We start from the raw sequence: 22,712 nt of genomic DNA, 5'->3' as shown, positions 1-22,712 counted from the left end.
CGCCCCCGGGGCGGCAATGATCCGGGCCGTGAGCATCGAGTCCACCCTGGCCAAGGTCGACACCGACCTGCGCGAGCACCGGGACGACTTGGCCCGGCGGCGGCTGCGCGGCCTGGTGTCGAGCTACCCGACCGACCTGACGATCCGCCGCCGTTTCGCCAAGGCGTACCACGACTGGATGCACGCGGCCCAGGTCGGCCGGTGGAACTTCCTGGACGACGCGCTGACCTGGCCCGAACTCGAAGCGTTCGAACGGCAGTTCCGCGACCCGGCGCGCCGCCTCAAGCTGCTGGTCTGGCCCGATCCCGAGCGCAACCCGCCGTCGACACCGACGGCGCGCCGCCGACTCGCCATCCTGCACCGCGAGGCAACCGGCCGTCTCCCTGCCTGGTCGGACCTTCCGGACGACAGCCGGGAGGAAATCCTTCCGGTCCCGTCCGCGCCGCTGGCCTCGGACGAGCAGCTCCGCGAGCTCCGCCGCCGCCTCGCAGCCGGACACCTGCCCTCGACCGAACGCTGAACCCGCCTACGCCGCCCGTTACTTGAGCGAGTCCCGCAGCGCGTCCACCCGGTTCGCGGAGGCGGTGAACGCGTCCCGGTCCAGGTTTCCGGAGTCCAGCGCGCCCGCCAGGGCCGTCGCGGCCTGGTCGCCCTGGTTGACGTCGCGGGCGGAGCACAGGATCAGGTCGACTCCGGCGTCCGCGACGGCGAGCGCACGCTTGTCGGTGCCGCCGACGGGGTCGAGTGCCTTGGCCTCCAGCGCGTCGGTGACGGTGACGCCCTGGAAGTGCAGGCGGTCGCGGAGTTCGTCGCGGACGATGGTGCCGGACATCCCGGCGGGGGTGCCGGGGTCGAGGGCCGGATAGATCGCCCAGGAGAGCATCACCAGTTTGACGTTGGCGGCGACCGCGTCCTGGTAGGGGCGTTCGTCGACGGTGCGCAGCTGGTCCGCCGAGACGTTCAGGGTGACGGGTTCCTCGTCGGTGTTGGCTCCGGCGGGGGCGCTGCCGAGGCCGGGGAAGTGCTTGGCGGTGGCGGCGACGCCGGCGCCCTGCTGGGCCTTGATGAACGCGGAGCCGAGCTTGCCCACGACCGCGGGGTCGGTGCTGTACGAGCGCTGGGCGCTGTCGGCGAAGTCGCCGGGGGTGCGGTAGACGTCGAGGACGGGCGCCAGGTTGAGGTTGAGTCCGAAGCCGGAGAGCGTCGCGGCGGCCTGGCCGCCGGTCGCGGTGGCGGCGGCGGTGGGGTTGGCGGCCCGGCCGACGTCCTTCGCGGACTGGGCGGGCCCGCCGGGCAGTCGCCGGACCAGGCCGCCTTCCTGGTCGGTCATCAGCAGCAGCGGCCGGGGGTGCGGGGCCTGCTGCTCGGCCTGCCGGAGCTGGCTGACGGCGGTGCGCAGCACGGACGGATCGTTGCCGACGTTCTCGGCGAAGAAGATCACTCCGGCCACCCGGCCTTCGCGGATGCGTTGCAGCAACGCGGCGGGCGGGGTGGTGCCGGGGTAGGAGTAGACGATCCGCTGCCCGGCGAGGTCGGCGGCGGCCGCCGACGGCTGGGCGGTCGGCGAGGCGGTCGGCGACGGCGAGGCGGTCGGCGAGAGCGACGGCGACGGGCTGGTGGGCTGCTCGTTCGTGGTCGGCTCGGCGCTGCCGGTCGCGGGGCTCGGGGACGGACTCTTGGCGGGCGATCCGCAGCCGGCGGCCAGCGCCAGTCCGAGCGTGAGCAGGCCGACCGACCTCAGTGAGAGCGACATACCGTCAGATAAGCACGCGAACAACCATCGGGCCATCCCACGCGCGCCCTCGGGCTGGCCCACCCGCGCCCCGGGGCGTCACCGCCCCGGGGCCACTGAACAGCACGTCAGCCGAGCAGCACGCCAGCCGTACCGCACCTCAGCCGAGCAGCACCCCCGGCAGCTCGGCGATCGAGCCGAGCACATGGGTGGCGCCGTCGGCGCGCAGCCGGGCCTCGTCGTGGGCGCCGGTGAGCACGCCGGCCACCACGGACGCGCCGGCCCGGGTGCCGGTGAGCATGTCGTAGCCGGTGTCGCCGGCCACCGCGATCTGCCGGACCGAGTCGGTGCGGGTGCGCAGCAGCGCGGTGAGCACCATGTCGGGGTAGGGGCGGCCGCGGCCCGCGTCGGCGGGGCACAGCGTCAGGTCGGCGACGGACTCCCAGCCGAGCGCAGCCAGGATGCGGTCCTGGGTGGTGCGGGAGAAGCCGGTGGTGAGGACGACCTTCCGCCCCTGCCCGCGCAGTTCGGTGATCGCCTCGGCAGCGCCGGGCAGCGCCTCGCAGCGGCCTTCGTCGACCAGGCTGTCGTAGCCGGCCTCGAAGGCCAGGTTGGCGGCCTGGGCGCGGTCCTCGTCGCCGAACAGGTGACGGAAGACCGAGATCTTGGACTCGCCCATGGTGGCGCGGACGTGCGCCAGCATGCCGGCGTGCTCGGGGCTGCCGGGTTCGACGCCCTGGGAGCGGGCGGCGGCGGCGAAGGCGAGCTCCACCAGGCCGTCGTCGGCGACGGTGGTGCCGGCCATGTCGAGCACCACCAGGGTCACATCGTGCGTGGTCATGTTCTGCCTATGCGATCGAAGGTGTCAGAGGCCGGCGAGGTCGGCGGTGGTCTCGGCGATGGCGGGCGAGCAGGTCATGCCGCGGCCGCCGGGGCCGGTGACCAGCCAGGTGCCCTCGGTGATCTGCTGGCGGTGCACCACCCGGGTGGTGTCCAGGCACTGGGCGTAGACGCCGGCCCAGCGGCGGCGGATCTTCGGCAGCGGACGGCCGAGCAGCGTCTCGGCGACCTCGGCGACGTGCTCGTAGGGGTCCTCGACCACGTCGAAGCCGAACGGCTGGTCGTACTCGTGGGTGTCGCCGATGGTGAGGCCGCCGTCCTTGCGCTGGACCATCAGCAGCTGCATCTTGTGCTCGGCGGCGACCGGCGGCTGCGGCTGGCCGGCGCGCAGCGCGTCCAGCTCGGGGCCGATGAAGGCGGGGTAGTAGCGGAACGAGTCGCCGTCGGCGACCGAGGTGGTGAGCGTCTCGCCCAGCGGGTCGGTCTGCATCATCTGCAGGCGCACCCGGCGCACCGGAAGGTCGGGGGCGAGTTCGCGGACCAGGCCGCCGAGCCAGGCGCCGGTGCACAGGATGACCTGGTCGCCCTGGTGCAGCTGCCCGTGGTCGTCGCGGACGGCGGCGGCGCCGACCACCTCGCGGACCTCGCGTCCGGGCAGGAAGGTGTAGCGGCCGGTGGCCTCCAGCGCGGCGCGCAGCGCGGGCTGGGCGACCCGGGATTCGACGGCGCCGTCCCGGGTGCAGTGCAGGCCGCCGAGGAAGTCGCCGCGCAGCGCCGGGTTGACGGCCCGGACCTGGTCGGCGTCGAGCAGCCGGTAGCCGCGGGCGGCGGCGTCGGGCAGCTTCACGGCGGCTTCGGCGACGGCGAGTTCGGCCTCGGTGCGGGCCAGCGTGAGCGAGCCGTTGGGGCGGAACCAGAGGCCGGGGACGCAGGCGCCGATCTGCTCCCAGAGTTCGCGGGCGCGCAGCGCGACCTCGAGTTCCTCACCGGCGGCGCGTCCGCTGACCCAGACCAGTCCGAAGTTGCGGACGGACGCGCCGCGCGCCTCGGCTTCGCGCTCGATGTGGACGACCTCGTGGCCGCGCTCGACGGCCTGCCAGGCGTGCATGGTGCCCAGCACGCCAGCTCCTACGACGATTACCTTCATGCGGACAGGCTCGGGCGCCGAGGTGGCCGCGGGTCGTCCGGCTCCCGTCGGGCAGGTGAACCGCCCGCAAGAGTTGTCCATACAACCTGCGAGAGGTCAGGCGGCTCCGGCTCCGAGAACGGGGCCCAGCGGGCCGGTTCGCAGGCGGTCGACCAGCGGTGCGGCCCGTCCGGCGAGCGCCGCCAGCGGGAGCGCCACCACGATGCCGACCACCGCGGCCACCGCCACGTCGTGCGGGTAGTGCGCGCCGACCCAGACCCGGGAGGCGCCCATCAGCACGGCGGCGACCAGGCCGATCCAGCCGAGCCGGCGGTCGGCGTACCAGAGCGCGGTGGCGGCGGCGAACGCGATCACCGTGTGGTTGCTGGGGAACGACCAGTCGCCGGGCGCCGGGCAGGCCTCGAGGGTGAAGCTGCCGGGAATCTGCTGGCAGGGCCGGTTCTCCTCGACGATCCCCTTGAAGACCGAGTTGACCAGGTACGCGCCGACCACGATCAGCGGCGAGGCCAGCACCCGGGCCATCACCACCGAGTCGGCGGCCCGGGCCCGCCACCAGCCCCACACCATCAGCAGCGCGAACACCGCGAGGCCGTACGCGGACCATTCCTTGGTCAGCTGGTCGAACCAGTGCGGGGCGGACTCGGCCCACCCGGTGACCCGGGTGTAGAGGCTGCCGTCGATGCCACTGCCGTCGTAGGCGAGCAGGCGGGCGGAGGGATGAACGTTCGGAGTCACAGGGACAACATGTACCAGAACGGACGCGGCGTGCGGCGTGCTCGCGGTTCCGAGGAGCAGTGACTGGGGCAAGGCTGGCGGACCTCCCGTTACCTTGGGGGGGTCCGGTTCCGGGCACCCCCTTGGCGTCTACAGTGGTGTAGACGTCGATCGACAGGACTGTAGACGAACGCCGGAGGTTCGCGCGACATGACGGACACGACCGCCCGTCGGCCGGCGGGAGAGCTCGAAGCCCAGGTGCTCGCCGTCCTCTGGGCCGCCGGCACCCCGCTCACGCCGCAACAGGTGCAGGACGCGCTCGACGCCGACCTGGCCCGCACCACCATCGCCACCATCCTGGCCAGGCTGCACGAGAAGGGCACCGTCGCCCGCACCAAGGCGGGCCGGGCCTTCGCCTACACCCCGACCGTCCAGGACGCCGACGGCCTCGCCGCCCGCCGGATGCGCACCGAACTCGAACGCGGCCGCGACCGCTCCACCGTGCTCGCCCGGTTCGTCTCCGACCTGTCCGGCGAGGACGAACGGCTGCTCCGCGAACTGCTCGGGGAGCAATCGTGACCTGGGCCGTCTGGATCCCGCTGCTGCTGCCGCTGCTCGCCGCCCCGCTGGCCCGCCGGCTCACCGAGCAGCTCGCCCCGCGCGCCGCCGCACTCACCCTGGCCAGCACCGCCGTCGTCCTCGGCACCGCCGCGCTGGGCTCGCTCGGCCTGCTCACCGTCACCGGCCTGCTGCACCTGCCGTACGTCGGCGCGCTCGCCCACTTCTCCCCCGCCCACGGCCTGCCCGACGCACTCTCCGGCACGCAGTGGGCGCCCGCCGCGGCCGCCGCCGCGCTCGCCCTGCTGGTGATCGGCGCACTCGCCGCCCGCACCGCCCACCACCAGCTGGCCGACCTGCGCCGCGCCCGCCGCGCCACCGGCGGCGCCCCCACCGGCCTGCGCGACCGGCTGCGCCGCACCGGCCCGGCCGCGCTCACCGTCCTCGACGACGACCGCGCCGACGCCTACGCGCTGCCCGGCCGCCCGCCCCGGATCGTCGCCACCACCGGCATGCTGGCCGCGCTCAGCGCCCCCGAACGGGCCGCGCTGCTCGCCCACGAGCGCGCCCACCTGGCCGGCCGCCACCACCTGCTGCTGGCCGCCGCCGAGTACGCCGCCGCCTGCCACCCCGCGCTGCGGCCGCTGCGCGGCTCGCTCGGCTACCACCTGGAGCGCTGGGCCGACGAGTGCGCCGCCGCCGAGGTCGGCGACCGGGCGCTCATCGCCCGGGCGATCGGCCGCGCCGCACTCGCCGCCGCCCGCGCCCCGGCCGCCCCGCGCCCCCGGCTCGCGCCCGCCGCCGCCGGTGGCCCGGTGCCCCGCCGGGTCCGCGCCCTGCTCACCCCCGGCCCCCCGCGCCACCGCCGCGCCTCCCGCGCCCTGGCCGCGCTCGCGCTGGCCGGCTGCCTGGCCGGCACCGCCGTCACCATCGCGGAGGCCGGTCACGACCTCCACCGGGCCGTCGAAACCGCCCAGGGCGAGCGCCCCGCACAGCACCGCTGACCGGGCGGAACCGGCCGGCGGGCGCCGCGTGCACGAGATCATTTCCCCGGTTCGGCGTGTCCACGCCGAACCGGCCTACGCTGACAGCCGACGTCGACACGGGGGGTACGCATGCAACACGGCAGCAGAGGCGTCCGGCCCCCGACCCGCGTGCACATCCCCGCCCGCGCATACGAACGGATCATGGCGGGCGAGCGGCCCGCCCCCGACGACGCCCACCCCGTCCGACCGGAGATCGAGGACTCCTGGGCCCGGCTGCGCCGCCTCGGCCTGGACCCGGAACGCCCCCGCGAGACCCACCGGCTGCCGCCCGCCGAACTGGAGGAACTGCGCCGCGCCACCGGCCTGGCCGCCGTCCTGCCGGTGCTGCGCTCCACCCTGTTCGCGCCCGGCGACTCCACCCCGCTGGTGCTCGCGGTCTCCGACCCCAAGGCCCGGGTCCTGTGGATGGACGGCGAGCAGCGGCTGCGCCGCGCGGTGGACTCGATCGGCTTCGAGCAGGGCGCGCTGTGGGCCGAGGAGGAGGTGGGCACCAACGCCATCGGCCTGGCCGCCCGCACCGGCCGGCCCGCCCAGGTGCACTCCGCCGAGCACTACCTGCGCAGCCACCAGAACTGGAGCTGCTACGGCGTGCCGATCCGCGACCCGCGCACCGGCCGCCCGGCCGGCGTGGTCGACCTGAGCGGCCCCGCCGCGGGCGACCGCCACTACCTGCGGCAGCTCGCGCTGACCGCCGCCCGCCTCGCCGAGACCGAACTGCGCGCCACCCACCTGGAGGCCCTGCACCACCTGCGCACCGTCGCGGTGCCGCTGCTGGCCCGCTTCGGCGGCCCCGCGCTGGTGGTCGACCCGGCCGGCTGGACGGCCGCCGCGGTCGGCGTCCCCGCCTCGCCCCGGCTGGCGCTGCCCGCCGAGAACTGGGAGGGCGGCGGGGTGCGCTGGGTACCGACCCTCGGCGAGTGCGTGGTGGAGCCGCTGGCCGACGGCTGGCTGATCCGCCCGTCCGCGCCGCGGCCCGCCGAGGACGCCGAGCACCCCGGCACCGGCCTGATCGAACTCGACCTGCGCCGCACCGACCGTCCCGAGCTGCGGGTGAACGGCAGCGCCGGCAGCTGGTCGCACACCCCGAGCCCGCGGCACACCGAACTGCTCCTGCTGCTGGCCCTGCACCGGGACGGCCTGAGCGCCGCCGAACTCGCCGAGGAACTGTTCGCCGACGCCGCCCGCACCGTCACCGTCCGCGCCGAACTCTCCCGCCTGCGACGGCACTTGGGCCCGCTGCTGGAGGCCCGCCCGTACCGGCTGGCGGCCTGCGCCCAGGTGACGGTGCTCGGCCCCGACGACCCGTACGACCTGCTGCCCGGCTCGGCCGCCCCGGCCGTGCGGACACTGCGGGCCGACCTGGCACACGGCGTACTGCGACTGCCCGGAGCGGCTCAGCCCCCGGCCAGCAGCTTCGCCAACTCCTCGTCGTCGGGCAGCAGTTCGTCCTCCTGGCCGTCCGGGACGATCCGGTAGCTGCGCTCCAGCCAGTCCTTCACCTGCGGCCGGGGCACCTCCAGCAGCGCACTGCCGTGCGGGGACTCCAGCGCCAGGTGCAGGGTGAGCCCGTGGCACGGGCAGTGGGTGGGCCACAACTTGACGTCGCCCTGGCCGGACAACGAATCCAGGCCGTCCCGCAGCAGATCGCGGGAGAACACCCAGTCCGCCTCGTCGGGACGCCCCGCGTGGAACGTCAGGCGCACCTCGTACGGCGCGGCGGCGTCGTAGCGGAACCGCGTCCGCACCTCGCCGACCTGCTCCTCGTCCAGCGCGATCCGCAGCACCAGCGTCTCCTCCAGCACCCGGGGCACGGCGGCTCCGGCCGGCTCGCCGCCCGTGGGGGTGGCGGCGAGCGGCTGGTCGGACGGGGCGGGCAACGGATCGCGCGGCATGGCTGTCTCTCCGGGGCGGCTGGGTGTCCGCCAAGCCTGCTCCCGCACACCGGCGCCCGCAACGGTTGCAGGGGGTTGCACGGGTGTCCGCTTCCGACCGGCGGGCGGCGGCCCGATTCGCACCCGGGTTCGGTCCGGAATCTGGCGGACCGTCAGGCCGCTGGTACTCTCGTCCTTCCTCCGCCGTTCGTCCGGGCACCCCCGGCGGCGCGGGATGCGGCGTGGCGTTCGGACCGAACGCCGGACGCGGACCAGACCCAGGAAGGGGAGCCCGGTGGCGCTCCGCGAGCACTCCCGGCCCGTCGCCGCCGGGCGAACCGGCCGGCACGGCCGCCCCCGGCCCTTCGGCGGACGGCTCCGGCTGCCCACCATCCGCTTCTCCGGCGCGGCGATGGCGATGTCCACGGTGGTCGGCATCAGCCTGGCCACCACCTGGCTGCTGAACGAACAGCAGCAGATCGGCCGCCGCCCCGGAGTCACCGTCGGCGGCCCGCCCGTCCCCAGCCCCGACGCCTCGCCCACGACCGACGCCACCCCCGTCGACGAGCCCACCGACACCCCGCCGCCCCCGCGCGGCTCCGCGACCGCCTCCCCCGTCCCGGGCCCGACCCGCACCGGAGCCCGCCCCGCAGCCGCCACCGGCCCGGCCGCACCCTCCACTTCGCCGAGCATCCCCGCCGCCCCGTCGACCCGGCCCTCGCCGTCGATCCCCGCCGGCCCCACCACGCCGTCCCCGACGCCGTCCCCGAGCGACACCCTCTCGCCCCTGAACCCCGCCGAGCCCTCACCGACGGCCGCGCCCGCCCCCTCGCAGCCGCTGAGCGGCACCGCCCGGGTCGACGCCCTGGGCCGCGCCGGCACCCGGCACGTCGTACAGATCCAGCTCGACGAAACGATGACGGCCCTCCAGGTCGAGTTCCGCCTCGCCCGCCCCGCCGCCCTCCCCGGCACCGTCCCCGCCACCGACCTGCCGGGCGCGGTCGCCACCATCGCCCTCGAACGCGACACCCTGATCTACCGCTTCACCACCCCGTCCCACCTCCAACTGCCCCCCGGCACCTACACCTTCACCGTCACCGGCGCCCTCCCCGCCCCCACCCCCACCACCCCGGAAACCTGGACCGCCTCCGCCTTCGCCCTCCCCACCACCCGCGCAGTCGCAGCCCGCGGCAGCTTCTGAGCCTTCGGCAGGGCGGAAGTAGAACCCCCGCCAGGGGCCCGGGGGTGCGCATTCAGGGGCCCGGGGAACGGCGGGGCCGTGCCTGCGGAGGATCAACAGGGCGCGGAGCGTTCCGCCGTTTCTGGCCCCCGTCTCTGACCCTCCGCAGCCACGGACAACCGCCGTCCCCGGGCCCCTGCTTTCGCGCCCCTACTCGAACGCCACCCGAATCGCCCGCGCCCGCCGCAAATCGTCCGCGCAGTCGGCCAGGTTCCGCCGCAGCCCGGGCGTCAACTCCGGCTCCGCGAGCGCGGCTTCGGCCGCGGCCACCACCTCGGGCGTCGCCTGGTCCGCCGGGAACAGCGTCCCCCCGAGCAAGTGCGCGACAATGTCGCCGCGGTCCGAGGCCTCCCCGATCCGTTCGAAGTACCGCAGCGCGTACGCGGCCTTCTCCTCCGGGTCACCGGAGGCCCAGAAACCACGCGCGGTGGCCTCCAGCAGACGGTTGGACATCGACTCGGGCGTGAACAGGACCTGCCACGCCGCGGCCTTGGCCGCACTCTCCGGCCGGGCCGCCCGGCACTGCGCGGCGCCGAACTCGGCCTCGGTGCCGGGCTCGCGGGCGAGCTCCGCAGCGATCTCGTCCTCGGAGAGTTCGCCGAGCGAGGCCAGTCGGGCCAGGCCCGCCCAGCGCAGCTCGGGACCGATCTCCAGCCCGGCGGGGACCCCGTCGCCGGCCAGCCAGCCGCGCAGTTCGGCGAGTTGCTGCTCGCCGCCGGAGGCCTCCACGGCGACCCGCAGCGCGGCCAGCCGGATGCCGTCGCCGGCGCCGCCGGTGACCAGCGCGCGGGCGGTGCGGCTGAGCGCGGCCAGGCCTTCGGTGCGGCGTTCGCCGGTCAGGTGCCGGCCGACGACGTGGAGGTGGGCGAAGGTGAGCACCGCCTCGACGATCGCGTCGGAGGTCTCGGCGGGCAGGTGCCGCTCCAGCAGGCCGAGGTAGGCGACCGGGTCGAGCTCGGCGTCCCGGACCAGGTCGCGGGCGTGTGCCCAGAGCACGGCGCGGGTGACGTCGTCCTCGACGGCGGACAGCGATTCGGTGACGAGCTGCCAGGAGTGCGCGTCCAGGCGGATCTTGGCCCAGCTGAGGTCGCCGTCGTTGGGGACGACCAGCTGCGCACCGGCCTCCACCAGGGCGGGCACGGCGACCCGGCGGCCGGGGGCGAGCTCGACGGCGGCGCGGCCGACGGGGACGACCCGGCCGTCCTCGATCCGGTAGCCGCCGACCTCGATCAGGTGCGGCCGCTCGCCCTCGTTGACCACGGTGAGCGCGGTCAGGGTGCCGTCTTCGGCGCGCTCGGTCTCGGCGCGCAGCGTGTCGACGCCGCTGGTGCGCAGCCAGCTCTCGGCCCAGGCGTGCACGTCACGGCCGCTGGCGGTGGCCAGCGCGGCCAGGAAGTCGGGCAGTTCGGCGTTGCCGTAGAGGTGGTCGGCGAAGTAGGCGTTCAGGCCGGTGAAGAACGCCTCGTCGCCGAGCCAGGCGACCAGCTGGCGCAGCACGGAGGCGCCCTTGGCGTAGGAGATGCCGTCGAAGTTGACCATCGCCTCGGCGACCGAGCGGGTGCCGTTGCCGGCCACCGGGTGGGTGGAGGCGCGCTGGTCGGCGTCGTAGCCCCAGCCCTTGCGCTGCACCGAGAAACCGGTCCAGGTGCCCGTGAAGCGGGTGGATTCGGCGGCGATCCGGTAGCCGAGCATCTCGGCGAACGACTCGTTCAGCCACAGGTCGTCCCACCAGCGCATGGTGACCAGGTCGCCGAACCACATGTGGGCCATCTCGTGGCAGACCACCATGGCGCGGCGCTCGCGCTCGACGTCGGTGGCCGGCGAGCGGAACAGCATCTCGTCGCGGAAGACCACGCAGCCGGGGTTCTCCATCGCGCCCCAGTTGAACTCGGGGACGAACGCCTGGTGATACTCGCCGAACGGGTAGCGCTCGTCGAAGAATTCGTGCAGCCGGTCGAACGAGGCGGCCGTCACCTCGAACAACTCGGGGGCCTCGCGGTCGAGTTCGGCGGCCAGCGAGCGGCGGGCGTGCAGGCCGAGCGGGATGCCGTCGTGCTCGCCGTACACCGAGTGCAGCGGGCCGGCCACCACGGTGAACAGGTAGGTGGAGATCGGCTTGGTGGCGACGAACTCCCAGTGCCCGCCCTCGGACTTGACCGGCGCCCCGTTGGAGACCAGGGTCCAGTCCTCGGGGGCGGTGGCGGTGAGGGTGATGGGGGCCTTCAGGTCGGGCTGGTCGAAGCAGGCGAACACCTTGGCCGCCAGGTCGGGGCCGCAGGTGGCGTACAGGTAGACCGCGTCGTCGGCGGGGTCGGTGTAGCGGTGCAGGCCCTCGCCGGTGCGCGAGTAGCGCATCTCGGCCTCGATCAGCAGCTCGTTCTCCGCGCGCAGTCCGGGCAGCGCGAGCCGGTTGCCGTCCAGGGCGGCCACGTCCAGCGGCTGCCCGTTCAGGACGGCCCGGTGCAGGGTGGCCGGCTCCAGGTCGACAAAGCTGTCGCTGCCGGGCTCGGCGCATCCGAACCGGATCACGGTGGTGCTGCCGAACCGGTCCGGTCCGCGGGTCAGGTCGAGGTCGACGGTGTAGCCGTGGACCGCCAACAGGCGGGCACGGACAGTTGCTTCGGCTCGTTGCAGTGCTGGCATGACTGCATGCTCGCCGAGCCCGCCCGGGACCGGCAAGCGGGTTCGACCCGGATTCGCTGGCGGCGTACCAGGGGCGGTCCGGGGAGTTGGCTAGGGTGTGTCGCGGCGGCGAGTCGAGGAGGAGCACGTGACGACAGTTCTGGTGCGGGGCGGCAATGCGTCGCTCGGCGCGAGCCGGGTCGTGGTGGAGGTCACCGCGCGCAAGCAGCTGGACGTGTCCGCGCTGCTGCTGACCCAGTCCGGCAAGGTCCGTTCGGACGCCGACTTCGTCTTCTTCAACGCCCCCACCGGCCCCGGTGTGACGCACCGTCCGGCCGCCGGCGGCAACCCCGACGCGATCACCGTCGACACCGCGGGCGTGCCCGCCGACGTCACCCGGATCGTGGTCACCGCCTCCCTCGACGACCGGCAGGCCACCTTCGCCGGCACCGAGCCCACCGCGACCGTCCGGGACGCCGACAGCGGCCGCGAACTGTTCGCCTTCACCCCGCCCCGGCTCGGCGGCGAGACCGCCCTGGTGGTGGTCGAGGTGTACCGGCGCGGCGCCGAATGGAAGATCCGCGCCGTCGGCCAGGGCTACGCCAACGGCCTGGCCGGCATCGCCACCGACTTCGGCGTCACCGTCGAGGACGCACCGGCCGCGGCCGCACCCCCCATGCCGTCCGGCTCCCCCGCCGTCGGCAAGATCACCCTCGACAAGGGCAAGGTCAACCTGGTCAAGGGCGGCTCGGTCTCCCTGGAGAAGGCCGGCAAGCCGTTCCTCGCCTCGATCCGGATGGGCCTGGGCTGGGAGCCCGCGCACCACGGCCGCGGCATCGACCTGGACGCCTCGGTGATCGCCTTCGACGCCCGGCGCGAGAAGATCGACACCGCCTGGTTCATGAAGCTCTCGGTCTTCAACGGCGCCATCGCCCACTCCGGCGACAACCTGACCGGCAAGGGCGGCGGCGACGACGAAGCCATCACCGTCCACCTCGAAGGCCTGCCGCCCGAGGTCTGCGGCCTGGTCTTCGTCGTCAACTCCTTCTCCGGCCAGAAGTTCACCGACATCAAGAACGCCTACTGCCGCCTGACCGACGCCGCCACCGGCGAGGAGCTCGTCCGCTTCGACCTCACCCACGCCGAACCCCGCACCGGCGTCGCCATGTGCAAACTCGTCCGCCAGTTCTCCGGCGAATGGGTCATGACCGCCCTCGGCGAATACGTCGACGCCAAAACCGCCCGCTCCATGGTCCAGCCCGCGGCGGCGATGCTCTGAGCGCCCCCGGGGTCACCCTGGTCGATCCGTCCGCGATCGGCCGGGCCGCAGCAGCCCGGGGCGCCGTCCTGCGCTACCGGGTCGACACCGCCGCGGCCGCCTCCCGCGCCGACTTCTTCGACGCCGTACGCGGCGCGCTCCCCATGGACCCGCCGCTGCTCGGCCGGCGCGGCTGGGACGCCCTCGCCGACTCGCTGTGGAGCGGCCTGCACGGGGCCCCCGGCGACACCGCCCTGATCGTCGTGACCGACCTCACCCTCCTGCACGACCGGGCCCCCGGGGAGTTCCGGACCGCCGTCGGCATCCTCACGGAACTCGCCGATACCCTCACCGACCCCTCCTTCACCGGGGGCCGCCCCACCTCCCTGCACTGTCTGATCGGCCTGCGCGGCGCGGCCGGCTGACGGCCCTCCGCACGCCGACGGGGCCCGTGGCGTCATGCCACGGGCCCCGTGCGGGAGTTGAGCCGACGTCAGCCGCGGGTGGCCATCGCCCGCAGGAAGAACGTCAGGTTCGCGGGGCGCTCCGCGAGGCGGCGCATGAAGTAGCCGTACCACTCCTGGCCGTACGGCAGGTACACGCGCATGGTGTTGCCGGCCTCGGCGAGGCGGAGCTGCTCCTCGGGGCGGATGCCGAACAGCATCTGGTACTCGAAGGAGGTGACGTCGCGGCGGTTCCACTCGGCCAGCTGGCCCGCGATCTTGATCATGTTGGGGTCGTGCGAGGCCACCATCGGGTAGCCCTGACCGGCCATCAGGACCTTCAGCGCGCGGACGTACGCGAGGTCGACCTCGTGCTTGCCCTGGAAGGCGACCGACTCGGGCTCCTTGTAGGCACCCTTGCAGATGCGCACCCGGGAGCCCTCGTGGGAGAGGTCTCGGCAGTCGGCCTCGGTGCGCCGCAGGTAGGCCTGCAGGACGACGCCGAGCCACGGGAAGTCGGCGCGCAGTTCGCGGGCGATGCCGAGGGTGGAGTCGGTGGTGGTGTGGTCCTCCATGTCGAGGGTCACCGTGGTGCCGGCGTCGGCGGCGGCCTGGCAGATCCGGCGGGCGTTCTCCAGCGCGATCTTCTCGCCGTCCACGGGCAGGAACTGGCCGACCGCGGAGAGCTTGACGGAGACCTCAGCGTTCGCGGCGAGGCCGGTCTCCTTGAGGGCGGTCAGCAGGTGCTCGTACGCCAGGGCGGTGCCGGCCGCCTGGGCGGCGTCCTTGGTGTCCTCGCCGAGGTGGTCGAGGGTGACCTTGCGGCCGCTGTTGACCAGCGTCTCGGTGGCGTCCACGCCCTGGTCGAGGCGGTCACCGGCGACGAAGCGCTCGACTATCGCGTGGGTGGGCGGGAACTTCTCGACCATGGTGCGCACCTGCGGGGAGCGCGAGGCGGCGAGGAGGGCGGAACGGAGCATCGGTACTCCCGGATCAAGGTTCAGCTGGTGGCGAGAGGTGGCGGGGCGGCCGGGGTGGCGGCCGCCCCGCCGAAGAGCACAGCGGGGCTGGGTCAGCCCATGTGCGGGTAGCGGTAGTCCGTCGGCGGGACGAACGTCTCCTTGATGGACCGGGTGGACGTCCAGCGCATCAGGTTCTGCTTGGCACCGGCCTTGTCGTTGGTGCCGGAGGCCCGGCCGCCGCCGAAGGGCTGCTGGCCGACGACGGCGCCGGTCGGCTTGTCGTTGATGTAGAAGTTGCCGGCGGCGTTGCGCAGCACGTGCATGGCGTGCTGCACGGCCTCGCGGTCCTGGGCGATGATCGAGCCGGTCAGGCCGTAGGACGACACCGACTCCATCTGCGCGAGCATCTCGTCGTACTTGTCGTCCTCGTAGACGTGCACGGAGAGGATCGGGCCGAAGTACTCGTCCTTGAAGTACTCGGCGGTCGGGTCCTCGCAGACCAGCACGGTCGGGCGGACGAAGTAGCCGACCGAGTCGTCGTACGTGCCGCCCGCCAGGACCTCGACCTTCGGGTCGGCCTGGGCGCGGTCGATCGCGGCCTTGTTCTTGGCGAACGCACGCTCGTCGATGACGGCGCCCATGAAGTTCGCCAGGTCGGTGACGTCACCCATGGTGAGCCACTCGACCTCGTCGCGGAAGTCGTCCTTCAGCTCGGCCCAGATCGAGGCCGGGACGTACGCGCGGGACAGCGCCGAGCACTTCTGGCCCTGGAACTCGAAGGCGCCGCGGGTCATCGCGGTCTTCAGGATCGCCTTGTCGGCGGACGGGTGGGCGACCAGGAAGTCCTTGCCGCCGGTCTCGCCGACGATCCGCGGGTAGGTGCGGTAGTTGGCGATGTTCTCGCCGACCGTGCGCCACAGGTGCTGGAAGGTGGGGGTGGAGCCGGTGAAGTGGATGCCGGCCAGCGCGGGGTGCTTCAGCGCGACCTCGGAGACGTCCAGGCCGTCACCGGTGACCATGTTGATGACGCCCTTGGGCAGGCCGGCGGCCTCCAGCAGACGCATCAGGTAGTGCGCGGCGAACTGCTGCGTCGGGGACGGCTTCCAGATCACCACGTTGCCCATCAGCGCGGGCGCGGTCGGCAGGTTGAGGGCGATCGCGGTGAAGTTGAACGGGGTGATCGCGTAGACGAAGCCCTCCAGCGGGCGGTGGTCCATGCGGTTCCACACGCCGTCCGAGGAGATCGGCTGCTCGGCCAGGATCTGCCGGGCGAAGTGCACGTTGAAGCGCAGGAAGTCGACCAGCTCGCAGGGGGTGTCGATCTCCGCCTGCTGGGCGGTCTTCGACTGGCCGAGCATGGTGGCGGCGGCCAGCGTCTCGCGCCACGGGCCGGCCAGCAGGTCGGCGGCGCGCAGGAAGATCGCGGCGCGCGAGTCGAAGGAGAGCGCCTGCCAGGCCGGGGCGGCGGCCAGCGCGGTGTCGATGGCCTCACGCGCGTCGTCCTGGGTGGCGTTGCGCAGCGTGCCGAGCTTCGCCGCGTGGTTGTGCGGCTGCACCACGTGGAACTCGGAGCCGCCGCCGAGGCGCTGCTCGCCGTTGATCGTCATGGTGAGCTGGATCGGCCCCTGGCCGCCCAGCTCCTTCAGCTTCGCCTCCAGGCGGGCCCGCTCGGGGCTCCCGGGGGCGTAGCTGTGGACCGGCTCGTTGACCGGCGCGGGGACCTGGGTCACAGCATCCATGGCGCACGCTCTCCTTCTCGTCATGGGACGCCGACGGGGTTCACACGTCGGCCATGTCACGAACGCTATTCCCCGTCCTGGCCGCCAACTGTTGGCCGCGCCGCCAAAGTCCCCCGCTCGCCGTTGTCCGCCCGGACGAACACCGTCACGTCCCGGTCACGGCCGCCGAATCCTGTCCGGCTCACTAAACTCGAGGCCGGGATGTTGTCCGCCCCGACGAAGACCCGACGGGCTCGACGGACCCCGCCAGACCCCGACAGTGACTCGACGAGGACCCCGCCCATGAACGGCCTGCCGCTGCGCCAGTTGCTGATGTCGCTCGGCGAACCCCTGGTCGAACTCCAGGCCGCGCCGGCCGGCCTGGACGTCCCGGTCCGCGACGTCGCCATCCTCGACCCGGAGGACCCGCCGACCGCCGCCCCGGGCGAACTCGTCCTGGCCATCGGCGCCCGCGGCCGCGCCGCCCTCCCCGCCCTGCGCGCCGCCGGCCGCGCCCGGGCCGCCGCCGTCGCCGTCAAGCTCGACGGACCCGGCCAGGCCGACGCGCTGCGCGAGGCCGCCACCGAAGCCGGCGTCGCCCTCCTCTCAGTACGCCGCGAAACCCGCTGGGAACACCTCGACTCGCTCGCCCGCGCCCTGCTCGCCGGACCCGACAGCGGAGAACCGGGCGAGGCCGACACCGGCGACCTCTTCACCCTCGCCCAGACCGTCGCCGTCCTCACCGGCGGCATCGTCTCCATCGAGGACACCTCCAGCCGGGTCCTCGCCTACTCCCGCACCTCCGACTCCGACGAGGTCGACGACCTGCGCCGGCTGTCCATCCTCGGCCGCCAGGGGCCCGAGCCCTACCTCGCCAAGCTCCGCGAATGGGGCGTCTTCTCCCACCTGCGCGGCTCCGACGGCGCGATCGAGATCGCCGCCCACCCCGAACTCGGCATCCGCCGCCGCCTCGCCATCGCGATCCGCTCCGGCGCCCAGCCGCTCGGCACCATCTGGGTCCAGGAGAGCACCCGCCCGCTCGCCCCCACCGCCGACCGCGCCCTGGTCGGCGCCGCCCGCGTCGCCGCCGGCCAACTGGTGCGCCGCCGCCGCGAGTTGTCGGCCGACGCCCGGCTCACCCAGACCCTGCTCACCGGCCTGCTGGAAGGCTCCACCGGCCCCCAGTCGCTCGCCACCCACCTCGGCCTCGACCTGCGCCGCCCCGCCACCGTCCTCGCCTACGCCCCGGCCGCCACCGCCGAACGCGACGCCGAACTCTCCCGCGACGAAGTCACCGGCCTGATCTCCGTCCACACCGCCGCCCGTCACCGCGGCGCCCTGCTCGCCCCCGTCGACTCCCGCATCTACGTCCTGCTGCCCGAACTCCCGCCCGCCCTCCCGCAGTCCACCCTCCGCGACTGGGCCCAGGAGACCGTCGACGCCGCCCGCACCCACCTCGCCATCCCCCTGCGCGCCGCCATCGGCCCCACCGTCCCCGGCCTCGCCGACGTCCCCTCCTCCCGCGCCCAGGCCGACCGCATCCTCGACGCCATGGGCCGCGGCGGCGTCGTCCCCGACGTCGCCGCCCTGCACGACGTCCAGGCCGAAGTCCTGGTCTCCGAAGTCCTCGCCCTCCTCCAGGACCGCCCCGAACTCCGCGACCCCCGCCTCACCGCCCTCACCACCTACGACACCCGCCACCACACCCGCCTCGCCGAATCCGTCCTCGCCTACCTCGAAGCCCTCGGCGAAGTCCGCGCAGCCGCAGACGCCCTCCACATCCACCCCAACACCCTGCGCTACCGAGTCCGCCGCGCAGAGCAGTTGACCGGCCTCGACCTGACCCAACCCCAACAACGCCTCCTGGCGATGCTCCAACTGCGCCTCTCCGACTGACGGTCCGCGCCCCGTCAGGGGCGCTGGGGGTCCCCCCAGCGGAGCGAGGGGGCGGAACTGCGCGAGCAACCACCCACAACGGCAAGGTCCGCCCAAGGGAGCGCAACACCCCTCCCCGGGCGGACCCACCAGTCACGTCACATCCGGTGCCACGGCCCCGTAATCGCGAGCATGATCCCCGGCTCCTGAATATTCGCGAACAACGTCCGCCCGTCCCGCGAGAACGTCACCCCGGTGAACTCGCTGAACTCCGGCTTCTCCGCCGTCCCCAGGTTGAGCTCGTTCCGCGCCAGCGCATACGTCCGCCCGTCCGAAGTCGCCCCGAACAGGTGCTGCAGCCCGTTGCCGTCCTCGGCGATGATCAGCCCGCCGTGCGGCGACACCGTGATGTTGTCGGGGCCGTCGAAGTTCCCCTTGTCCGTCCACACATCCGCGTTGACCCCGAGGATGACCTTCAGCGTCAGCGTCCGCCGGGCCGGGTGGTAGAACCAGACCTGCCCGTCGTGCTGCAGCGGCGACTCCTCGCGCGCGAACGACGACACGAAGTAGATGCCGCCGTCCCCCCACCACATGCCTTCCAGCTTGCGGGCCCGGGTGATCTCGCCGGCTGCGAACTGCTTGCGGATCGAGGTGGTGCGGGCGTCCCGGTCCGCGACCTTGACCCAGTCCGCGCCGTACGTGGTGCCGGGCTTGGTGGCGCGGGAGAGGTCGTCGACCAGCTTGCCCTGGGCGTCGAACGCCTTCAGCGCCTCCAGCGCGCCCGCGTCGGCGGCCAGCGTGCGCAGCTTGCCTTTGCCGTGCCGGAAGCCGGCCGGCGGCGTCCAGCGGTAGAAGAGGCCGTTGGGCTTGGCCGCGTCCTCGGTGAGGTAGGCATGGCCGCGCTTCTCGTCGATGACGACGGCCTCGTGCGGGAACCGGCCGAAGGCCTTGATCGGCTGCGGGTTCCGGTTGGCGTCCTGGTCGTGCGGGTCGACCTCGAAGACGTAGCCGTGGTCCTTGGTGAAGCCGTTGGTGCCGGCCTTGTCCTCGGTCTCCTCGCAGGTCAGCCAGGTGCCCCAAGGGGTGGCCCCGCCGGCGCAGTTGGTGGCGGTGCCGGCGATGCCGACCCACTCCCGCACCCGCCGCTTGCCGTACCCGTGCCCGCGACCGTGATCGTCGCCGTCCTCCTGAGCATGACCGCGCCCGGACACCTCCACGACCGTGCACCCGCCGGCCGCCGCCGGGTCGTACACGTAGCCGTCCAGCAGCGGCACGGGGTGCGGCCAGTTCGCCCGCGGGCCGGCCAGTTCGTGGTTGTTGACCAGCAGGGTCGCGCCGTGGCGCCCCTCGAACGCGGCGGTGCCGTCGTGGTTGCTGGGGGTGCTCTCGCCGGTCAGCAGGGTGGTGACGCCGGTGCGGGTGATGATCTCGTAGGAGAAGCCCCTGGGCAGTGCCAGGATGCCCTCGGGGTCGGACACCAGCGCGCCGTAGCCGACCGCGGCGTGCCCGGCCCCGGCGAGGGCGGCCTCGCCGCCGGAGGGAGCGGCGATCGCCCCGGGCGCGGTGGCGAGGACCTCCGCGCTTCCGGCGATCAGGACGCCTGCGCCGAGCACGGTCGAACGGTTCACGAAGTCCCGGCGGGACAGCGACATGACGGTCACTCCTCAGCAGAAGGAGACGGATCGGTGACCGTCAGAGTCCGGCCCGCGCGTGAACCGGGCGTGAATCGGACGCTACGTCAAAGCGCCGATCCACCGACCGTTTTGCCAACCGGAGACGACCCCATGACCGGGCCTTTACCACTGGTTCCGGTGCTGGGTACGCTCGACGCGCCACTGCTCCCAGGCGGTCAGCCAGGCGTCCTCCGTGCCGGACGGCAGCTCGGGCGTGCCCCCGGCCCACAGGCGTTCCCAGGCGCGCTGCGCGGGCAGGCTCGGCACCTCACTGGCGAACACGGTGTACCGCACCACTTCCTCGGCGGCCGCGGCGCCCTCCGCGGTGCCGGTCAGCCAGTCCACGTGGTGGGCGAGCCGGCCGAGGTGGTTGACCATCGAGGTGACGGCGCTGTCCGCCTCCTCCTCGGTCTCCGAGGCGAGCCACATCTGCTGGCGCACCACGGTCTCCCAGCGGGCCTTGCGGTCCGCACCGCGCAGGTGCCGGGGCAGCCTCGCGCTGCGGCCGGCCCGGAGCTGGGTGACCATCGCGGTGGCCCGGGCGATGCCGTGCTCGACGAGTTCGCGGTGGGCGGTCAGGCCGAGTTCGGCGGGTGTCGGTTCGGCCGCGGGCTCGGGCACGGTGGTCCGGCGGGCGGCCAGGGTCCGCAGCAGCGCGGTGCGGCCGATGATGTACTGCTCGAAGTCGGCGATTCCGCGCAGTTCGATCGCGCCGGGCGGCACCCCGCGTCCGGTGACGGTGACGGTGGTGCCGTCCATCCACAGCCGGCCGGCCCAGACGGTGCCGGCGCCGGGGCGGCGGTCCTCGTGGATCTGCAAGGCGCGCGGGTCGCCGTCCACGGTGATCCACTCGCGCAGCGCCCGCACGCCGCCGGGGGTGTCGCCCTCGTCGATGCCGAGCTGCTCGTACACCCGGTCGCGCTCGTCCTCGACCACGTCCTCCAGGTCGGGCAGCGGTTCGGTGAGTTCCGCGCCGGGCCGGTAGGTGCGGACGGTCACGTACGGACCGTCCGCACGGTTCCAGTCACCGGAGCGGACCTCCACCCAGCCGAGTTCGCCGTTGTCGACCTGGTACTCGGCGAGGACGTCCCGCCCGGGCAGGCCGCCCGCGCGGTGCTCCCAGCCGAACACCGGGAACCCGGCCCCGGCCATCAGCCGCCGGCTGTACGCCTCCTGGTCCGCGTAGACCTCCTCGATCTCCCACGGCCCGCTCGCGTGCTGCCTCTTCATTTCTCGCCGCACCCCCGGCACTCGCCACACCGTTCTGCTGCCGGGCGGGCCCGGCACGGCGACCACCATACGGCCCGGGGAACCTGTCGATCCATCAGCTTCGCGGTGGTCTTCCGCCAGGGTGACGCGGCGGGAACCCGCCCGGGTTGCCCGTCAGCGCTGCGCCCTCAGCGAACGGGCCTTGATCGCGGCCCGCCGCGCCTCCTTGGCGACCTTGCGGTCCAGGTGGAGCGCGCCGATGACCTCCAGCACCTCGGGCGTCAACGGGTGCGGCACCCGCCACACCTCGCCGAAGTAGCTGGCCGGGTTGTCGGTGACCGGCAGGTCGGCGACCAGCGCCTGCAGGCGGCCCCCCTCACCGGCGGTGAGCAGCAGCACGGCGGCCACCGAGTCGACCACCCGCCACAGCGCGTCGGGGCGTTCGGCGGCCTCGACGTCCTCGCCGCGGGCGCGCAGCCACTCGCGGGCCAGGCCGCCCAGCTCGGGGTCGTCGACGACCTCCCGGACGGCGGGGACGGCGTCCTCGCCGAGCTCGCCGAGCGCGAACCCGCAGTAGTAGCGGCGCACCGGCGACTGCACGTCGCGGCCCCGCCCGCCGGACAGCAGCGCGCGGGCGGCGTCGGTGGCGTCCTCCCGGGCGGCCAGCCAGGCCCTGAGCTCGGGCTCGGCGAAGGTGTTGCCGTTCTCGGCGAGGGCGCGCAGCAGGGCGGGGCCGTCGAGGTCGGCGAGGTCACCGATCAGCGGGGCGTCGAAGCCGTCGGCGATCAGCCACTCGCGGACGGCGTACTGGCCGAGCGGGGTGAGCCGGACGGTGCCGAAGCGGGCGGCGTCCTCGTCGGTCAGCGGGTGCTCGGGCTCGGCGGCGGCGGCGTCGTCGTCCTCCTCCTCGAACAGTTCGGGGTCGATCGGCGTGTGCTCGACCAGGCCGAGTTCGGCGAGGTCGCCGAGCATCGGGTCGAGGACGACCATCAGGTCGGTGATCTCGCCGAGCATCTCCTCGTCGGGCTCCTCGCCCTCGGGGACGACCAGCAGCGCGGCCAGCACGCCCAGCGGGACGGTGGTGTCGGCGCCGGGCTCGGCGAACGCGGTGGACTCGTACAGCACGTGCAGCGCCTCGTCGAGGATCTCGGCGGCCTGGTCCCGGGCGTCCTCCACCTCGGCCAGGCCCTCGGGATCGTCCCGCTCGCTGCCCTCGACCACGTCCGGGTCCACCGACTCGGCCTCGGCGGCGAGTTCGCGGACCAGTTCGGCGGCCTCGAACCACAGGCCGAGCACGGCCGCCGGCTCGCCGGCCTCGACGGCGGGCAGGTCGGCGCCGGGGACGGCGATGTGGGTGCCGCCCTCGGTGGTGCCGGTCTCCACCGCGCCGAGGTCGCAGGCCAGCGCCCAGGCGCGCATCGCCTCGACGACGTCCTCCTCGTCCGGGTCCTCGATGCCGAGCATCCGGGCGGCCCGGATCCGGTCCTCGGGGCCGAGGTCGCCGTGCTCGTCGACGTCGCGGTGCGGGTCGACCCAGCGGGCCAGCGCGACCACCTGGGCGATCAGCGGGACGGCGAGCGCCGCGTCGGCGAGTTCCCGGTCCGAGGGCAGCACGATCGGCGGGATCAGCACCGCCGTGTCGTCGGGGTCCTCGTCGCCGCTGCTGGAGCCGTACAGCTCCGCGAGGTCGTAGTCGGCGGGCAGCAGGCCCTCGGCGTCGGACGGCTGCTGCTCAGGGGTCTTACGGCTTCGTCCGGCCATCGCGCGCGAACTCCCGCTGTTCGTCGGAGGTAACCGCCGCCCG

The 22,712-nt window shown here is 74.0% G+C and carries 19 protein-coding genes; 8 read left to right on the top strand and 11 right to left on the bottom strand.

Features of this window, described 5'->3' with window-relative positions; translation table 11 throughout:
• Window positions 1-28 precede the first annotated feature (28 nt).
• Entirely contained in the window at window positions 29-520 is a 492-nt protein-coding gene (locus ACGFWJ_RS21380; RefSeq protein WP_392951824.1) for a DUF6584 family protein, read from the top strand.
• Between the two features lie 18 nt (window positions 521-538).
• Here ACGFWJ_RS21380 and ACGFWJ_RS21375 read toward each other — a convergent pair whose 3' ends face one another.
• From ACGFWJ_RS21375 to ACGFWJ_RS21360, 4 genes are all read right to left on the bottom strand, one after another.
• Window positions 539-1,753, bottom strand: a complete 1,215-nt coding sequence (locus ACGFWJ_RS21375) for a glycoside hydrolase family 3 N-terminal domain-containing protein (protein WP_392951821.1) — start codon at window positions 1,751-1,753, stop codon at window positions 539-541.
• Between the two features lie 139 nt (window positions 1,754-1,892).
• Window positions 1,893-2,573, bottom strand: coding sequence for a phosphonatase-like hydrolase (locus ACGFWJ_RS21370; RefSeq protein ID WP_392951818.1), 681 nt, complete (start codon window positions 2,571-2,573; stop codon window positions 1,893-1,895).
• A gap of 24 nt (window positions 2,574-2,597) precedes the next feature.
• Window positions 2,598-3,719: a TIGR03364 family FAD-dependent oxidoreductase gene (locus tag ACGFWJ_RS21365; protein ID WP_392951815.1), complete on the bottom strand. Its 1,122-nt coding sequence runs from the start codon at window positions 3,717-3,719 to the stop codon at window positions 2,598-2,600.
• A 96-nt stretch (window positions 3,720-3,815) separates the two neighbouring features.
• Window positions 3,816-4,454, bottom strand: coding sequence for a phosphatase PAP2 family protein (locus ACGFWJ_RS21360; RefSeq protein WP_392951813.1), 639 nt, complete (start codon window positions 4,452-4,454; stop codon window positions 3,816-3,818).
• A 189-nt stretch (window positions 4,455-4,643) separates the two neighbouring features.
• Here ACGFWJ_RS21360 and ACGFWJ_RS21355 point away from each other — a divergent pair, with 189 nt between their 5' ends.
• The 3 genes from ACGFWJ_RS21355 (at window position 4,644) to ACGFWJ_RS21345 (ending at window position 7,513) form a co-directional block, all read left to right on the top strand.
• Window positions 4,644-5,012: a BlaI/MecI/CopY family transcriptional regulator gene (locus ACGFWJ_RS21355; protein WP_392951810.1), complete on the top strand. Its 369-nt coding sequence runs from the start codon at window positions 4,644-4,646 to the stop codon at window positions 5,010-5,012.
• Window positions 5,009-5,995 (top strand): M56 family metallopeptidase, encoded by a 987-nt coding sequence (locus ACGFWJ_RS21350; RefSeq protein ID WP_387862804.1) that lies wholly within the window; start codon window positions 5,009-5,011, stop codon window positions 5,993-5,995. The genes ACGFWJ_RS21355 and ACGFWJ_RS21350 overlap by 4 nt, the downstream gene beginning before the upstream one ends.
• Before the next feature lie 183 nt (window positions 5,996-6,178).
• Window positions 6,179-7,513 (top strand): GAF domain-containing protein, encoded by a 1,335-nt coding sequence (locus ACGFWJ_RS21345; RefSeq protein ID WP_392951807.1) that lies wholly within the window; start codon window positions 6,179-6,181, stop codon window positions 7,511-7,513.
• Here ACGFWJ_RS21345 and ACGFWJ_RS21340 read toward each other — a convergent pair.
• Window positions 7,432-7,929, bottom strand: a complete 498-nt coding sequence (locus tag ACGFWJ_RS21340; RefSeq protein WP_392951804.1) for an SsgA family sporulation/cell division regulator — start codon at window positions 7,927-7,929, stop codon at window positions 7,432-7,434. The genes ACGFWJ_RS21345 and ACGFWJ_RS21340 overlap by 82 nt on opposite strands.
• A 274-nt stretch (window positions 7,930-8,203) precedes the next feature.
• Between ACGFWJ_RS21340 and ACGFWJ_RS21335 the strand changes: the two genes are divergently transcribed.
• On the top strand, window positions 8,204-9,109 hold the full coding sequence (locus ACGFWJ_RS21335; RefSeq protein ID WP_392951802.1) for a hypothetical protein: 906 nt from the start codon (window positions 8,204-8,206) through the stop codon (window positions 9,107-9,109).
• A 189-nt stretch (window positions 9,110-9,298) separates the two neighbouring features.
• On the opposite strand, the gene pepN is transcribed toward ACGFWJ_RS21335, so the two are convergent.
• Window positions 9,299-11,791, bottom strand: coding sequence for an aminopeptidase N (gene pepN / locus ACGFWJ_RS21330; protein ID WP_392951799.1), 2,493 nt, complete (start codon window positions 11,789-11,791; stop codon window positions 9,299-9,301).
• Window positions 11,792-11,930: 139 nt separating this feature from the next.
• On the opposite strand from pepN, the gene ACGFWJ_RS21325 reads away from it, so the two are divergent.
• Window positions 11,931-13,049: a TerD family protein gene (locus ACGFWJ_RS21325; protein WP_392952014.1), complete on the top strand. Its 1,119-nt coding sequence runs from the start codon at window positions 11,931-11,933 to the stop codon at window positions 13,047-13,049.
• Window positions 12,968-13,453, top strand: a complete 486-nt coding sequence (locus ACGFWJ_RS21320) for a barstar family protein (protein WP_392951796.1) — start codon at window positions 12,968-12,970, stop codon at window positions 13,451-13,453. Before ACGFWJ_RS21325 ends, ACGFWJ_RS21320 begins: the two co-directional genes overlap by 82 nt.
• Window positions 13,454-13,521: 68 nt before the next feature.
• On the opposite strand, the gene ACGFWJ_RS21315 is transcribed toward ACGFWJ_RS21320, so the two are convergent.
• Window positions 13,522-14,451 (bottom strand): proline dehydrogenase family protein, encoded by a 930-nt coding sequence (locus ACGFWJ_RS21315; protein WP_387646368.1) that lies wholly within the window; start codon window positions 14,449-14,451, stop codon window positions 13,522-13,524.
• 92 nt (window positions 14,452-14,543) lie between these two features.
• Window positions 14,544-16,172, bottom strand: a complete 1,629-nt coding sequence (pruA, locus tag ACGFWJ_RS21310) for an L-glutamate gamma-semialdehyde dehydrogenase (protein ID WP_387646370.1) — start codon at window positions 16,170-16,172, stop codon at window positions 14,544-14,546.
• A 282-nt stretch (window positions 16,173-16,454) separates the two neighbouring features.
• On the opposite strand from pruA, the gene ACGFWJ_RS21305 reads away from it, so the two are divergent.
• Window positions 16,455-18,047, top strand: a complete 1,593-nt coding sequence (locus tag ACGFWJ_RS21305) for a PucR family transcriptional regulator (protein ID WP_392951792.1) — start codon at window positions 16,455-16,457, stop codon at window positions 18,045-18,047.
• A gap of 137 nt (window positions 18,048-18,184) precedes the next feature.
• Here ACGFWJ_RS21305 and ACGFWJ_RS21300 read toward each other — a convergent pair whose 3' ends face one another.
• From ACGFWJ_RS21300 to ACGFWJ_RS21290, 3 genes are all read right to left on the bottom strand, one after another.
• The gene (locus ACGFWJ_RS21300; protein WP_392951790.1) at window positions 18,185-19,678 is read right to left on the bottom strand and encodes an alkaline phosphatase PhoX; all 1,494 of its coding nucleotides are present in this window, start codon (window positions 19,676-19,678) and stop codon (window positions 18,185-18,187) included.
• 144 nt (window positions 19,679-19,822) lie between these two features.
• A complete protein-coding gene (locus ACGFWJ_RS21295; protein WP_392951787.1) occupies window positions 19,823-20,929 on the bottom strand; it encodes a hypothetical protein in 1,107 nt (368 codons plus the stop codon).
• 153 nt (window positions 20,930-21,082) lie between these two features.
• On the bottom strand, window positions 21,083-22,669 hold the full coding sequence (locus ACGFWJ_RS21290) for a hypothetical protein (RefSeq protein WP_392951786.1): 1,587 nt from the start codon (window positions 22,667-22,669) through the stop codon (window positions 21,083-21,085).
• Window positions 22,670-22,712: the final 43 nt, after the last annotated feature.

It is taken from the genome of Kitasatospora sp. NPDC048407, from assembly GCF_043200475.1.
In the GTDB taxonomy this organism is placed as follows: Bacteria; Actinomycetota; Actinomycetes; order Streptomycetales; family Streptomycetaceae; genus Kitasatospora.
The sequence above is the reverse complement of the archived record's forward strand: the minus strand, read 5'-3'. Positions and strand labels throughout refer to the sequence as shown.